Below are 13877 nucleotides of genomic sequence, written 5' to 3'. Positions count from 1 at the left end.
AAAGAAAAACGCCCTGAAAAGGGGCGTTTTTCCACTATTGGCCTGTTCTTATCAGGCTGGAATAGCAACTTTTTCCAGGGAACGTTTGGCGCGCTGGCTGCTCTCGGTCAGGCGTTTAGACTGATCCATCAGATTCTGGAGAGTTTCTTCAATTTCGGAAGTCGCCTTGCTGGTCTGACCGGACAATTGCTTCACTTCCCCGGCGACCACGGCAAATCCTTTGCCGGCATCACCGGCACGGGCCGCTTCAATGGTGGCGTTCAGCGCCAGAAGGTTGGTCTGTTTGGCAATGGCATCGATTTGCTTGGCAAATTCACCAATTTTTTCAATTTCTTCCGACAGCAAACCCAGCTCGCGTTCAACAGTGTCGATCGCCTGGGTTGCTTCTGCCAAAGTGGTTTCGCTGGACATCTATAAATAACCTCGGTTTGGGAAAACAGATCCAATATTCAGCAGTTTGCCGGATGTTTATGACGGTTGCAATCTGCATATGCATCTTTGACGGATCATAAGATTATAGACGCAAACAAAAAGCCCCGACCGGCTGGCCAGGGCTTTTAAAATATGGGGTGGCTAATGGGACTTGAACCCACGGCCTCTGGTGCCACAAACCAGCGCTCTAACCAACTGAGCTATAGCCACCATATTGTTGCTTGCCGATGTATCATCGTTGCAGGGGGGCTTTTAAGCCTATCGATGGCCGCCGTCAAGATCATTGGTGCGGATAAAATGACATAATTTTCATTTTTTTGACACCCTCATCTGATTGGGGTTCATGTCGCCCAATATTAGTGCAATTGCCTAAAAAATAGTCATGAACGCCTGTTGTATTTTTGTGCATCTATCGTTTATAGCATTGATTTTAATAGCTTATTTCAGCTCCAGCAAACTGGCACGCCCCATGCAATAAAGGGCTCAGAGAAAACAAAACGCCCTGGCGCGGTCATTGAACTGCGGCAAGGATATCGCGGGAGCGCAGAGATAAAAGATGAAGAAAATCGAAGCGATCATTAAGCCCTTCAAACTGGATGAGGTTAAAGAAGCCCTCCATGAAGTCGGCATCCAAGGAATTACCGTGACGGAAGCAAAAGGGTTTGGCCGGCAGAAAGGTCACACCGAGCTTTATCGCGGCGCTGAATATGTAGTGGACTTTCTGCCCAAGGTGAAACTGGAAATCATCCTGGATGATTCTCTGGCAGAACGGGCAGTGGAAGCCATCCAGAATGCAGCCCATACCGGCCGCATTGGGGATGGCAAAATCTTCGTATCCAGCATCGAAGAAGTGATCAGGATCCGCACCGGTGAAACCGGCAGCGACGCCATCTGACACCCCGACCCCATCAATTTTGATGCATTCGCATCATCATTCAAACCAATCTCCGGTTACCGGAGTGGCAAATGAGACAAACTAGAGGAATTAGAGTCATGTCTGACGCCGTTAAAAAAGTCTTGGAAATGATCAAGGAAAACGACGTGGAATACGTCGATCTGCGTTTCACCGACGCCCGCGGCAAGTGGCAGCACACCGCACAGCACGTTTCCACCATCGATGAAGATGTCTTCAAAGACGGCATCATGTTTGATGGCTCCTCCATCGCAGGTTGGAAGGCTATCAACGAATCCGACATGATCCTGATGCCCGATCCGGAAACCGCCGTCATGGATCCGTTCACCGCACAGCCGCAGATGATCCTGTTCTGTGATATCGTAGAGCCGTCCACCGGCTTGGCTTATGATCGCGACCCGCGCTCCATTGCTAAAAAAGCCCTGGCATATACCGAGAGCCTCGGCCTGGGTGACACCGTTTATTTCGGTCCGGAAGCTGAATTCTTCATCTTTGACGATGTTCGCTGGAACACTTCCCAGAACGACATGGGTTACAGCTTCGATTCCGAAGAAGGCCCCTATAACACCGCTTCCGAATATGAAGGCGGTAACATGGGACACCGCCCGAAAGATAAAGGCGGCTATTTCCCCGTAGCACCGGTCGATTCTGGCACCGATATCCGCGCGGAAATGGTCACCGTCATGCGTGAAATGGGCCTGGACATGGAAAAGCACCATCATGAGGTGGCGCCGTCCCAGCATGAGCTCGGCATGAAGTACGACACCCTGATCTCCATCGCCGACCAGATGCAGATTTTCAAATATGTCACCCATATGGTAGCCCATTCCTACGGCAAGACCGCAACCTTTATGCCGAAGCCGGTTGTTGGTGATAACGGTTCTGGCATGCATTGCCATCAGTCCATCTGGAAAGACGGTAAAAACATGTTTGCCGGTTCCGGTTATGCGGATCTGTCTGAAATCTGCCTCTATTACATTGGCGGCATCATCAAGCATGCCAAGGCCCTGAATGCCTTCACAAACCCGTCCACCAACTCCTACAAACGCCTGGTGCCAGGCTTCGAAGCACCGGTTCTGCTGGCCTATTCCGCCCGCAACCGTTCGGCTTCCTGCCGTATTCCTTATGTGGCTAGCCCCAACGGCAAGCGTGTTGAAGTCCGCTTCCCGGATCCGACCGCAAACCCGTATCTGGCTTTCACCGCCATGCTGATGGCCGGCCTCGACGGGATTGAGAATAAAATCCACCCGGGTGAGCCGATGGACAAAGATCTCTATGACCTGCCGCCGGAAGAATTGGCTGAGGTTCCGACTGTTGCCGGCTCCCTGCGCGAAGCATTGGAGTGCCTGGATGCAGATCGTGCCTTCCTGCGCAAAGGCGACGTGATGAGTGACGATATGATTGACGCTTATCTGGAACTGAAATGGGAAGAAGTACAGCGCTACGAAATGACCACCCATCCGGTCGAATTCGACATGTACTACAGCTGCTAAGCTCGAGTGAAGTCAGTCGTTTAAAAGATGAATGCCCGTCGTATTTCGGCGGGCATTCTCTTTAAGGATCACGCTTTAAAAAAAACAAGCCGAAGACAATGTCGTAACTGATTGTCGAAACATGTTTTTCTTCAAAAATCCGGCAGGCGCGCCGTAAACCTGCCGCCGACATTGGCCGATTTTCCGCGGCCCTGGCTCCAATATCCTTAAGGTAGTTCAGAAATGCCTGGGAATTCTGGAATTTCTGGGTCACGGTTTCACGTTGCCAAAACGCTTGCAGACCTGTCGGCACGGTAGCCTGGATCTCTTCGAAAGCCGGATAAGAGACTGCGACTCCCTCCTGTCCGGCCAAAACACATGCTTCACGCCATTGTATGAATGTCTGATCCGTCAGAAAGGTATGCATGATGCATCCGCCGCGTGATAAATGCGCTGATTGCGTCTGAAGCGACCCTTTCAGATCAGAGAACCATTGAGATGCCATGTTGGAGCAGATGAGATCAAATGCCCCCTCGCCCGCGCGGAGCTCAAAACGATCCGCATCCAGCACCTGACTGTGAAATAATTTGTCGTCTGCAAATTTCTGTTGAACCGTCCGGACCATCTCTGGTGACAGATCAGTCGCCAAGAGGTCGGTATCCGGAAACGTATGCCGTAAAAGCTCGGTAAATCGTCCTGTGCCGCATCCTAGTTCCATAATCGATTTGGGTTGCGGCCCGCCTTCCCGGTGCTTGCCGAGAAAAGCCAAAAGCTTCTGACCAATCTGTAATTGAACCTCTGAGGCGGAATCGTAACTCAGTGCCGCGCGGCCAAACCGTGTTGAGACCCGTTTTTTAAAATCGTCTGTCATAACTGGTCCAGGAATTCCGATGTTTTCTGAGCGCACCAATCCGGATGGCTCAGAGGGAGTAGATGGCCAGCTTCTTCATGCCAGCAGATCTCTTTCCCCTGGAAGCTATCTTGGGTCAGTTTGGGCGGCACGATAGGATCATTCTTGCTGGCAAGGGCAAGAAAATCACCGTCGAAATCTCTAAATGCCGCACGCCCGTCCCAATCACGAAGCCAGCATAGCCCCTCAAATAGACGGTCTGATTCTATTGATCTTTCTGGCTCTGCGGAACCTCCACATTTTTTCAGGAAATCGGATACCACTCGATCCGGGTTCGTTTCCAGCCCGCGTATCATGCGGGATAACACACGAACCGGGACGCCTTCCGAATGGTCGTCACTCGAACAGAATTTCGTGAACCCATTGATTGCGACGATCGCCTTGATTCGCGGCAAAACGTTTTGCAGGCCCCAAAGAAACCCGAGTGAATGGCCCACAAATACTGCTCCCTCTGCAACAGCCGGAATGGGCTGTGCCGACTGTTCCCGAAAAAATCCGAGGTCAAGGAAGGTCGTCTGATGCCCATTAAGGCCTGCCGCCATCTCTTGCCAGAGATCAGGGGCCTCAGCCCAGCCATGGACAAAAATGAGATGTGCCATCGGGGCGCCTTAGAAGGGCTGTTTCCGTATTATCATGGCCCCTCTTTTATCGTCTTTATCTGTCAGGTCAATCTTTGTCGCTTCACACCGCTTTTACTGAGTGTTAACAATCAAACCTTAGACTGTCAGATTGGTGGATTGGCACAGGGCAGTGAGTTAATGTTGTTGGCTTCCTGAAACGCTCAGGGGATTCTGGGCAGGCGCAAGGGAAACCAGCGAGAATGTGGTAGAAGGCGCTATGTCAGAAATCCCAATGATGACATCCTTTAACAGCGAACGCGATCGTTTCGTGGCCTATGCCTTTGCTGCTGCCCATATGTTTGTTGAATTGGATCCAAACGGGGTCATCAAACATGCATCCGGCACAACCAGTGGCCTGGCCAGCGGCAAATCGGATGATCTTGTTGAAAAGAAATTTGCCTCTTTTGTGGATCCGGGAGACCAGGCGTATTTCGCAGAAATATTGCTACGACTGTTCCAGCACGGCCGGATAGAACCGCGACTGATCTGCCTTACGTCCAAAACCGGCAAACGTCTGGAATTATTGATGGGTGGATTGTTGCTGCCCTCTCAGGAACAAAGGCTGTTCCTTTCTTTTACCGTGCCACCCAAGACAAATATCAAACCTAAAAATGACAGCCAGGCCGGTGGGCGCAAAACGACCGAAACAGACCTGCTCGACAAGCGGGATTTTGGCTCGGTTGCCCAAGATAAACTCGCGACTTCGGAAAGTATGGATGTCAACAGTCAGTTGACCATGCTTGTGATTGACGGCCTGGATGAATTGAGAAGCTCCGGGGATATGGAAAAACTGGCGAGAGTGCTGGAGAAACTCTCCGCTTACCTGCGTGCCATCTCATTTGATGGCACTTGCGCCAGCGAATTGGGTAGTGAGAAATTCGGCGTGCTTCATTCCGCGAATGTTGATGAAAAAGAGATCAAGGCGCGTATTGCCGAAATCATTGCTGAAGAGGCCGCGGATACCGATCTTGAGGTCAAAAGTTTTTCAATGGATTTCGACACACATGAATTGAGTGAAACGGATGCCACCAAGGCCCTGCTCTATTCCGTGCAGAAATTTGTCGATACCGACCCCAATGAATTTTCCATCACATCACTGCAATCCAGCGCCCGGGAGATGCTGAATGACGTGGTGAACCGAGTGAACCAGGTACGGGAAATCATTGACCGGCGCAATTTCGATGTGGTTTTCCAGCCTATCGTGGACATATATACCGAAGATGTTCATCATTTAGAGGCCCTGACCCGGATCACCGGCCTTGCCTCTCCACAGGCTTTCATCGAATTCACCGAAGAAGTCGGCTTGATTGAGGATTTCGACCTCACCCTGGCACAACGCGTCATGGAAGAGCTTGCCAATCACAGGAAGGGCGGCTGGAAACCACGCGTGGCCATCAACCTTTCCGCCAAATCCATGAATAGTTCCATCTTCCGGAAGAGCTTTGAAGAAGTATTGGCCCCCTTCTCCGAGATCCAGGAACAATTGATGCTGGAATTGACAGAAACGGTCAGCGTTTCCAATTTCGAGGAATTGAATAAGGTGCTGCAGGAATATCGTAACGCCGGCATGCAGGTATGCATTGATGATGTTGGATCCGGCTCTACCTCGTTCCAATCCCTGTATGATTTGGAAGTGGACTTCCTGAAGATCGACGGGCGGTTTGTCCGTGCCGCAAACACCAATGAACGAGATATGACGCTCTTGAAAAGCATCATTGAGGTCGGTAAAAAACTGAATACCAAGCTGATTGCCGAACAGATTGAAGACCGGGAACAGGCGCATTTGATGGAGAGCCTGGGTGTCGAATATGGACAGGGTTATCTCTATGGTCGGCCGACCTTGGATCATTCCACCTTTAAGCCCGGCATGAACAAACCAAAAGCAGCACTCCACGATACAGAACGCAAGTGGTGAATTCTTCTAATCCAGATGGACTTCAAATAAGTCCGGCGAAGAACCATGCCGGCTGTCGAACGCCCTGATCCGTACAACCCCAATGCCATCCGGTACCGAGACACCAATGAGTGAACGTGTGAAGGGCTGCTCATTCACATGGGGATGGTAAAGCACTCTTGTTCCCAGAATTGTGCCGTCAGGGGCCAGGACCTCCCATTTGTTGGCATAATGATCCCAGCCGGTATCACCGTGACGCAACGTTACATGAAAATCGATGCGCCCATCCCCGCCGGCGGTTGTAGTGACCTGCTCTATGATGACCTGGCCAGCTTGTACCGGACATAACCAGCCAACTGATAAAGTAAAAACTAAAAAGAAATGCTTCATTTCTCCATCCTATTGACTGCAATCGCAGTTTTCTTGTGGTTTTTTACTTTATTCTATTTTGTTTATTCTGTCTTTCGTTCTATATTGCTGTCGAAACAGGGCATATCTAGACAGCTTTACCATGAAAAAACGCGAAGAACTCAAAGAAAACTTGGCTTCTGAGATCAAACGTCTGGCACGTAGTGCCGATGTTTGTGTTTTCTCTGTTTATGATGCCGCCAGCGCCAGCCGGGATCCGATCGTGTTTGAGCAATATGAGCAAGCCAAGCTCAAAACGTCAGAAGGTGTCCCGGTCAATCTGGACTTTAATGGTATCGGCGTTTGGTATATCTGTTACCGCCATGGCGAAACATTCACCGTGCGTCACATCTTGCTGAAAATTGAGAATGGCCGGTTCGTACATCAACAAACCGGTGTGTTTGAAGGTTTTTGGGAAGATTGGCCAAAATATGTGGTCGAGGACAAATGGGTTAAATCAAACCTGGTTCGCGATATGAAACATGGTGAGGCACTCGCTGGTTAACCGATAGGTTTATGGCGATTTTTTTTATGAATAATCACTTCTTTCGATTATTAGCACTTTTGTGGGCTGCCTTTATTACCATCATGTCCCTCATCCCCGGTAATTCCGCGCCGGAAACGGGCCTGAGTGACAAATGGGAGCATGGCATCTGCTATATGGTGCTCGCCTTCTTGTTTTGTCTGGGATGGCGAAAACCGTTCATTGGCGGCCTGGCAGCAATTATGATGGGCATCATCATCGAGTTGATCCAGGGCGGCATGGGCCACCGCACCCTTGACTGGCTGGATGCGATGGCAAACGGTGCCGGTGCCGTCATGGGCATAGCAATTTATCTGGCCTTGGGGCGACTGCCATTATTGTCACGAAACCGCATTTAAATGTCCGGTCTTATTTAGCAGGACCTCCTGGCATACTTAATTAGGCAATGAAATGGTTCTTGGCCGCCGATCCTGACCGATCGCAACAAAGGTGAATTTGCCTTCTGTAACCAATTCTCGCTCCCCACTGCCCTGACGCATGACAAAAGCCTGAATATGAAATGTCATGGATGTGGTGCCCACCCGAATAAGATCGGCATAACAGCAAAGCACATCACCGACATTCACCGGCTTGTGAAAGACCATTGAATCTATCGCCACGGTAGCGACTCGCCCCCCGGCCTTTTGCCTCGCGGCCATGCCGCCCGCTATATCCATCTGGGATAACAGCCAACCGCCGAAAATATCGCCATCTGGGTTGGTGTCGGCCGGCATAGCCAGATCCCTGAGAACGAGATCGCCGCGGGGTGTTTTTGGTTCATTTTCCGACATTTAAAGATCCTTCTGGTCCACCATATCTTGTAGTATTTTAAATTACGGCTACTTTATCAGCCTTGTTCGCTGGTTATTCCATTTCTATAATGCTCTCATGTCTGACTTATTCAATACCGCAACTGCAGAAGATAGTGGCAGTTACTCCGCCAAAGATATCGAAGTTCTCGAAGGTCTCGAACCCGTTCGGCACCGTCCTGGCATGTATATCGGCGGCACGGATGAACGCGCCCTGCACCATTTGGTCGCAGAGGTGCTGGATAACGCAATGGACGAGGCTGTCGCCGGCCATGCCAGTCGCATTGAGTTGGCAATGGAGGAAAACGGCTCCGTCACCATTCGCGATAACGGCCGCGGCATCCCCATCGACCCGCATCCGAAATATAAGGATAAGTCGGCCCTGGAGGTCATACTGACCACCCTGCATTCCGGCGGTAAATTCTCGGGAAAGGCCTATTCCACCTCCGGCGGCCTGCATGGCGTTGGTATTTCCGTGGTAAATGCGCTTTCTGAGTGGCTGGATGTAGAGGTTGCGCGCGACCGGCAGCTATTCCGGCAGCGGTTTTCGCGTGGCTTGGCACAAGGCAAATTGGAAGATTTGGGCGCGGTCAATAACCGTCGCGGCACCTCGGTTTCCTTCCTTCCTGATCATGAAATTTTTGGGGCCGAGGCCAAGTTTGATCCGGCCACGCTTTATCGCATGGCAAGGTCCAAAGCCTATCTTTTCAAAGGTGTCGAGATTCGGTGGACTTGTGCCCCCAGTCTGATTGCCGAGGGCGACGAGACCCCACAGAAAGATACGCTGCATTTCCCGGGCGGCCTAGTTGATTTTCTGTCAGCCAGCCTTGGCGACAGCCAGACCATCACACCGCGCCCATTTGCGGGAGAGATGCAGTCGGATGATGATATTGGGCGCGTGGAATGGGCCATCGGCTGGGCTCATTTAGATGACGGTTTCAGCAGCTCTTATTGTAACACCGTGCCAACACCGCTTGGTGGCAGCCATGAATCGGCCATGCGCTCTGCCATGGGCAAGGGCTTGCGCGCTTATGGTGAGCTGGTCGGCAACAAAAAGGCAACCCAGATCACCGGTGAAGATGTAATGGGTACGGCTTCCAGCATTCTTTCGGTCTTTATCCCGGACCCTCAGTTCCAAGGACAGACGAAAGAAAAGCTGGCCTCGCCCGCTGCGACCAAGCTTGTTGAAACGGCAATCAAGGATCGGTTTGACCATTGGCTTGCCGAAGATCCGGCCAGTGCCAACGAACTGCTGGAATTCGTCCTCGAGCGTGTCGATGAGCGGCTGCGCCGCCGTCAGAAGAAAGAAACGGCCAGGAAAGCGCCAACACGGAAACTTCGACTACCCGGGAAACTGGCGGATTGCTCTGCGAGCAATTCAGAAGGTACCGAGATTTTCCTTGTCGAGGGGGATTCGGCTGGTGGCTCTGCCAAACAGGCTCGAAACAGGGCAAACCAGGCTATTTTGCCACTTCGAGGCAAAATCCTGAACGTCGCCAGTGCAACAACCGAGAAGCTGAAGGCCAATCAGGAGCTAAAAGATCTGATCCAGGCGCTGGGATGCGGTACCCGATCCGATTTTTCCCTCGACAAGCTGCGGTATGAACGTGTCATCATCATGACTGACGCAGATGTGGATGGTGCCCATATTGCCTCACTTCTTATGACATTCTTTTATCGTGAGATGCCCGGTTTGATAGAGGCGGGGCGCCTGTTCCTTGCCCTGCCGCCGCTTTATCGCATCAGCCAGGGTGGCAAAACCGTGTATGCACGCGATGACCAACATAAGGATGATTTAATCCGGTCCGATTTTTCCGGACGCGGGAAGGTCGATATTAGCCGGTTCAAAGGCTTGGGCGAAATGCCGCCGGGCCAGTTGAAAGAAACCACCATGGATCCGTCCAAACGCACTTTGATCCAAGTTCACATACCGGATCGCCGGGATGAGGCACAGCTGACGGAAAGCCGGGAGACCGCTCAGCTGGTTGACACTTTGATGGGAAAAAAACCAGAGCGACGGTTTAGCTTCATTCAGGAAAATGCTGAATTTGTTGAGGATTTGGATCTCTGATTGTTTCTATACCATAACAGTCAAACAGGTCGATATTTGGACTGACCTGTTACTGGATTTCTCCTGGGATCTGATAGGTCTGGCCAGAGGGGGTTGAGGCAATTTCCAAACATCATTTCCATAGTCGCCGTTTTGGCTGTTTGCTGGCGCTTCTGGTGATGCTGGATGGATGCGCCCTCGTTGGCGACGGTCCTGTCTTTTGGAACCAGTTTTATAGCGGCAGCTACAGTTATTCGACCTTTACGTTCTTGGCGAGGAAGAGCCCTGCCCTTATTCAGATAACCGGCATTCCAGAGGACAGGGATCCAGAGGTCTTCAAGGCACGCGTTAGACAAAGTATTCTCGAGAGCCATCGCCTGCATGACCTGGATGCGGTCAGCGAACCATTGAAGGATACGGAACATGCGGCACGGCTCCTAGTTGTCTTCTCGCCACGCAAGAACCTCTCTACACATGAAGCTTGCGAGCTAATGGGAGGGGAACCGTCCCTGCAAGAGTTAACCGGGGGAAACCCCGAAGGCCTGTTTGTTGCTTATTGCAACAGGGAGCGTCATATGTCTTCGGTCCGGGTCAGTTTAGAGAAACTATCCGAGCGGGATGACGATCAGATTTATCATGCGATAAGGCAGGCAATATCATTGATTTTATCGCCATACAATCCAGCAAAAGGCAGAGGCTGTTCATCCATTACAACAACAGACTGCTGATCAGGGCTTTCGAAGCAGCCAGTCACGCATAAGGGCGGTGACCGCCTGCGGTCGCTCCATGGAAGACAAATGCCCGCAATCTTCGATGATCACCAGCCTTGCCTTGGGCACATGGGCTGCGATCTCTTCGGATAGTTCAAGCGGTGTTATTTCGTCCTGCCGGCCGCAAACCACCATCGTATCCACGGCAAAACGGCTCAGATCTTCTATGCCGTCCGGTCGGTGTAAAATTGCATTCTGTTGATCAACAAAACGGGATTGGCCGACATGCGCGGCCATCTCCATCACAGCATTGGTCAGTTTCTCATCATCCAGCCGGTCGGGATGAACTAACATAGGCAGCAGACGAGGTGTAACCCCTTTAAACTTTCCCATTTTTGCCAAGTTAATCAATCCGCGTCGCCGCCTGGCCTGGCTTTCGTCATCCTTCCTAGCGGAGGTATCCAGCAACGCAAGACGCTTCACCCGCTGCGGCGCCTGCCTCATAATTTCCTGGGCCACATAGCCCCCCATGGAAAGGCCCGCCAAAGAAAAGGATCCGTCCACCTGCGCCAAGATCCTTTTGGCCATCATTTCAACCGTATGGTCTTGAAAGGTGTCCCCAATGACTATTTCTACCAGCTCTGCCAGATATTGTTTTTGATGCGACCATAAACGTTCATCACACAGCAGCCCCGGGATCAGGACCAGTTTTTCTTTTTTCATTTTATTAACTTGCTAATTTCCTTGAACATGGAGGTGCCGGCCTGTTCCAGCCATTCGAACAAGACCATTTCTGTGGAAACAATGGTAATTCCCGCCGCCCGCATACGCTCAAGAGCAAGATTTTTGTTTTCCTGGGTCCGACTGGAACAAGCGTCCGCAACGACAAACACCTCATAACCAGCCAATTGAGCATCCATGGCAGATTGCAGAACACAAACATGGGTTTCCGTTCCGCAGACAATCAACTGCCTTCTTTCCGGGGTCCCAGCAATAGCATTGGATATCTGTTGATCCGCCATGCCAGAAAAGCTGATTTTAGGCAGAAAAGTGGCATTCGAAGCCCTGAGCGATTCCGTAAGGCTTGGTACCGTGCCTCCCAGTCCTTTCGGATATTGTTCTGTGACTGTGACTGGAATCATCAATTCCGCCGCAGCCGAAATTAATTTGTTTGCACAAACGATAACCTGCTCTCCCCCGTGGATTGCAGGCAAGAGCCGCTCTTGCAAATCAACCACAATAAGCTGCGCTGTTTGAGCTTTCATCAGCATGAACGATAAACCTCCCCGTTAACCTGCTGGTGCGGCATAATTCACACGCTTTGACCGTTGCATCAAGGCAACGATGGGAAAATACCATATGATTTCGACCGTCAAGAAAGCTTCTGTTCCTTGATTCACAATTGACAGCAAGGCTGAGAAGCCTAATATCCGCGCATCTTGACGCATTTGAGCAGGAACGGTCCTGCCATCAACAACAGTCGCAAAGCGCCTATATGACAGTAAAATTTGACGATCTTGGCCTCGGTGAAGACCTCCTGCGCGCCATTGGGGATGCGGGCTATGAAACCCCGACCCCTATCCAAGAAAAGGCCATCCCCTTCGTTTTGATGAACCGAGATGTGCTTGGATGTGCGCAAACCGGAACCGGAAAAACGGCATCCTTCACCCTGCCAATGATCGATATCCTCTCTCATGGTCGTGCCCGTGCGCGGATGCCGCGCTCCGTAATCCTCGCGCCGACACGTGAACTGGCTGCCCAGGTTGCTGAAAACTTCGAGACTTATGGGAAGTATCACAAGCTGAACATGGCTTTGCTGATTGGCGGCGTGTCGTTTGGTGAACAGGAAAAGAAACTTGATCGCGGTGTTGATGTCTTAATCGCAACTCCGGGCCGACTGCTCGATCACTGCGAACGCGGCAAAGTGATGCTGACAGATACCAAGATTGTTGTTATCGATGAAGCAGACCGTATGCTGGATATGGGCTTTATTCCGGATGTTGAGCGCATTGTTTCTATGATGCCTCCTTTGCGGCAGACCGTGATGTTTTCCGCAACCATGCCCAAAGAAGTTCGCCGCCTAGCGGACAAGTTCCTGAGCAACCCGAAAGAAGTTACTGTTGATAAGCCGTCGTCAACGGCTGATACGATCGTTCAGGGCTTGGCATATGTCTCTCCGCGCCAGAAAGGCAATGTGTTGCGGCGCTGGCTTGATCAGGATGATGTCAAAAACGGGATCATTTTCTGTAACCGGAAACGGGATGTGGCAACGCTCTATTCAAGCCTCAAAAAGCGTGAATATCCGGTGGGCGCCCTTCATGGCGACATGGATCAATATAAGCGCATGGAGTGTCTGACCGAATTTCGGGAGGGTAAAATAACGCTCCTGGTCTGTTCCGATGTTGCGGCCCGCGGCTTGGACATTGCTTCTGTAAGCCACGTCTTTAACTATGATGTGCCCAACAACCCAGAAGATTATGTACACAGGATCGGGCGGACAGGCCGTGCAGGCCGTGATGGAAAAGCGTTTACGCTGGCGACGGATCGGGATGACAAATTGATTCGGGCCATCGAACATATCATTAAGAAGCCCATACCGGTTCTGGAAGATTTCACCAAGGACAAGCGAGAAGAAAAATCGCCGGATACCAAAAAGGAATCCAGCAGCAAAGACAATCGTCCTTCCCGCGATAAAGAACGCCCTGCTCGTCAAAGCCAAAAAGGCCGAGGACGAGATCGTGGCCGGAACCGCCGTGACGATGATGTTGTGATTGGTGTGGAGCCGGAATCCGATCTGCCCTTTGGCCAGACGGATGGTGTGCCAGCCTTTCTTCTTAGAAAATAAGTATCTGTGACCGGACGGGGAAGACGATGCAAACCATCTTCATTCAGGTAAAATGTGAATTGGGGCAGGCTTACAAGGTTGCCGATGCTGCCATTGAAGTTGAACAGGTTTCCGAAGTCTATTCCACGTCCGGCCATTATGATCTCATGATGAAATGTTATCTTCCGGCCGATGAAGACATTGGTCATTTTGTGAATGAAAGCATCCAACCGCTTGCCGGTATCAGGGACACATTCACCATTATTACCTTCAAGGCATTTAACTGACCGTCACCAACCATCACACTTATTC

At 51.2% G+C, this 13877-nt stretch carries 16 protein-coding genes and 1 tRNA gene; 8 read left to right on the top strand and 9 right to left on the bottom strand.

Features of this window, described 5'->3' with window-relative positions:
- Positions 1 to 51: 51 nt before the first annotated feature.
- Entirely contained in the window at positions 52 to 411 is a 360-nt protein-coding gene (locus DFP90_RS23355; RefSeq protein WP_115936732.1) for a methyl-accepting chemotaxis protein, read from the bottom strand.
- 154 nt (positions 412 to 565) lie between these two features.
- Positions 566 to 642 (bottom strand) — tRNA-His (locus DFP90_RS12025).
- Positions 643 to 988: 346 nt separating this feature from the next.
- Here DFP90_RS12025 and DFP90_RS12020 point away from each other — a divergent pair.
- On the top strand, positions 989 to 1327 hold the full coding sequence (locus tag DFP90_RS12020; RefSeq protein WP_115936731.1) for a P-II family nitrogen regulator: 339 nt from the start codon (positions 989 to 991) through the stop codon (positions 1325 to 1327).
- 98 nt (positions 1328 to 1425) lie between these two features.
- A complete protein-coding gene (gene glnA, locus DFP90_RS12015; RefSeq protein ID WP_115936730.1) occupies positions 1426 to 2838 on the top strand; it encodes a type I glutamate--ammonia ligase in 1413 nt (470 codons plus the stop codon).
- Positions 2839 to 2899: 61 nt separating this feature from the next.
- Here the strand turns inward: glnA and DFP90_RS12010 are convergent, their stop codons facing one another.
- Positions 2900 to 3724 (bottom strand): methyltransferase, encoded by an 825-nt coding sequence (locus DFP90_RS12010; RefSeq protein WP_245957062.1) that lies wholly within the window; start codon positions 3722 to 3724, stop codon positions 2900 to 2902.
- Positions 3685 to 4269: an alpha/beta fold hydrolase gene (locus DFP90_RS12005; RefSeq protein ID WP_181905322.1), complete on the bottom strand. Its 585-nt coding sequence runs from the start codon at positions 4267 to 4269 to the stop codon at positions 3685 to 3687. The genes DFP90_RS12010 and DFP90_RS12005 overlap by 40 nt, the downstream gene beginning before the upstream one ends.
- A 310-nt stretch (positions 4270 to 4579) precedes the next feature.
- Between DFP90_RS12005 and DFP90_RS12000 the strand changes: the two genes are divergently transcribed.
- Complete coding sequence (locus DFP90_RS12000) at positions 4580 to 6262, top strand: EAL domain-containing protein (protein WP_181905321.1); 1683 nt, start codon at positions 4580 to 4582, stop codon at positions 6260 to 6262.
- Between the two features lie 6 nt (positions 6263 to 6268).
- Here the strand turns inward: DFP90_RS12000 and DFP90_RS11995 are convergent, their stop codons facing one another.
- Positions 6269 to 6631: a hypothetical protein gene (locus DFP90_RS11995; protein WP_115936726.1), complete on the bottom strand. Its 363-nt coding sequence runs from the start codon at positions 6629 to 6631 to the stop codon at positions 6269 to 6271.
- A 121-nt stretch (positions 6632 to 6752) separates the two neighbouring features.
- Between DFP90_RS11995 and DFP90_RS11990 the strand changes: the two genes are divergently transcribed.
- The gene (locus tag DFP90_RS11990) at positions 6753 to 7154 is read left to right on the top strand and encodes a hypothetical protein (protein ID WP_115936725.1); all 402 of its coding nucleotides are present in this window, start codon (positions 6753 to 6755) and stop codon (positions 7152 to 7154) included.
- Positions 7155 to 7237: 83 nt separating this feature from the next.
- Complete coding sequence (locus tag DFP90_RS11985) at positions 7238 to 7531, top strand: VanZ family protein (protein ID WP_147300998.1); 294 nt, start codon at positions 7238 to 7240, stop codon at positions 7529 to 7531.
- Between the two features lie 36 nt (positions 7532 to 7567).
- Here DFP90_RS11985 and DFP90_RS11980 read toward each other — a convergent pair whose 3' ends face one another.
- A complete protein-coding gene (locus DFP90_RS11980; RefSeq protein ID WP_115936723.1) occupies positions 7568 to 7963 on the bottom strand; it encodes an acyl-CoA thioesterase in 396 nt (131 codons plus the stop codon).
- A gap of 97 nt (positions 7964 to 8060) precedes the next feature.
- Here DFP90_RS11980 and parE point away from each other — a divergent pair, with 97 nt between their 5' ends.
- Positions 8061 to 10052 carry a DNA topoisomerase IV subunit B gene (parE, locus tag DFP90_RS11975; RefSeq protein WP_115936722.1) on the top strand — a complete coding sequence of 664 codons (1992 nt, stop codon included), beginning with the start codon at positions 8061 to 8063 and terminating at the stop codon, positions 10050 to 10052.
- 20 nt (positions 10053 to 10072) lie between these two features.
- Here the strand turns inward: parE and DFP90_RS11970 are convergent, their stop codons facing one another.
- The 3 genes from DFP90_RS11970 to DFP90_RS11960 all read right to left on the bottom strand — a co-directional run bounded on the left by DFP90_RS11970 (position 10073) and on the right by DFP90_RS11960 (position 12012).
- Positions 10073 to 10456 (bottom strand): hypothetical protein, encoded by a 384-nt coding sequence (locus DFP90_RS11970; protein ID WP_115936721.1) that lies wholly within the window; start codon positions 10454 to 10456, stop codon positions 10073 to 10075.
- 303 nt (positions 10457 to 10759) lie between these two features.
- On the bottom strand, positions 10760 to 11464 hold the full coding sequence (locus tag DFP90_RS11965) for an alpha/beta fold hydrolase (RefSeq protein ID WP_115936720.1): 705 nt from the start codon (positions 11462 to 11464) through the stop codon (positions 10760 to 10762).
- Positions 11461 to 12012, bottom strand: coding sequence for a hydrolase (locus DFP90_RS11960; protein ID WP_115936719.1), 552 nt, complete (start codon positions 12010 to 12012; stop codon positions 11461 to 11463). The genes DFP90_RS11965 and DFP90_RS11960 overlap by 4 nt, the downstream gene beginning before the upstream one ends.
- A 224-nt stretch (positions 12013 to 12236) precedes the next feature.
- Here DFP90_RS11960 and DFP90_RS11955 point away from each other — a divergent pair, with 224 nt between their 5' ends.
- Positions 12237 to 13586 carry a DEAD/DEAH box helicase gene (locus DFP90_RS11955; protein WP_115936718.1) on the top strand — a complete coding sequence of 450 codons (1350 nt, stop codon included), beginning with the start codon at positions 12237 to 12239 and terminating at the stop codon, positions 13584 to 13586.
- A 26-nt stretch (positions 13587 to 13612) separates the two neighbouring features.
- Positions 13613 to 13852 carry an Lrp/AsnC ligand binding domain-containing protein gene (locus DFP90_RS11950; protein WP_115936717.1) on the top strand — a complete coding sequence of 80 codons (240 nt, stop codon included), beginning with the start codon at positions 13613 to 13615 and terminating at the stop codon, positions 13850 to 13852.
- The last annotated feature ends 25 nt before the right edge of the window (positions 13853 to 13877 follow it).

It is taken from the genome of Aestuariispira insulae, from assembly GCF_003385955.1.
Taxonomy (GTDB): Bacteria; Pseudomonadota; Alphaproteobacteria; order UBA8366; family Aestuariispiraceae; genus Aestuariispira; species Aestuariispira insulae.
The sequence above is the reverse complement of the archived record's forward strand: the minus strand, read 5'-3'. Positions and strand labels throughout refer to the sequence as shown.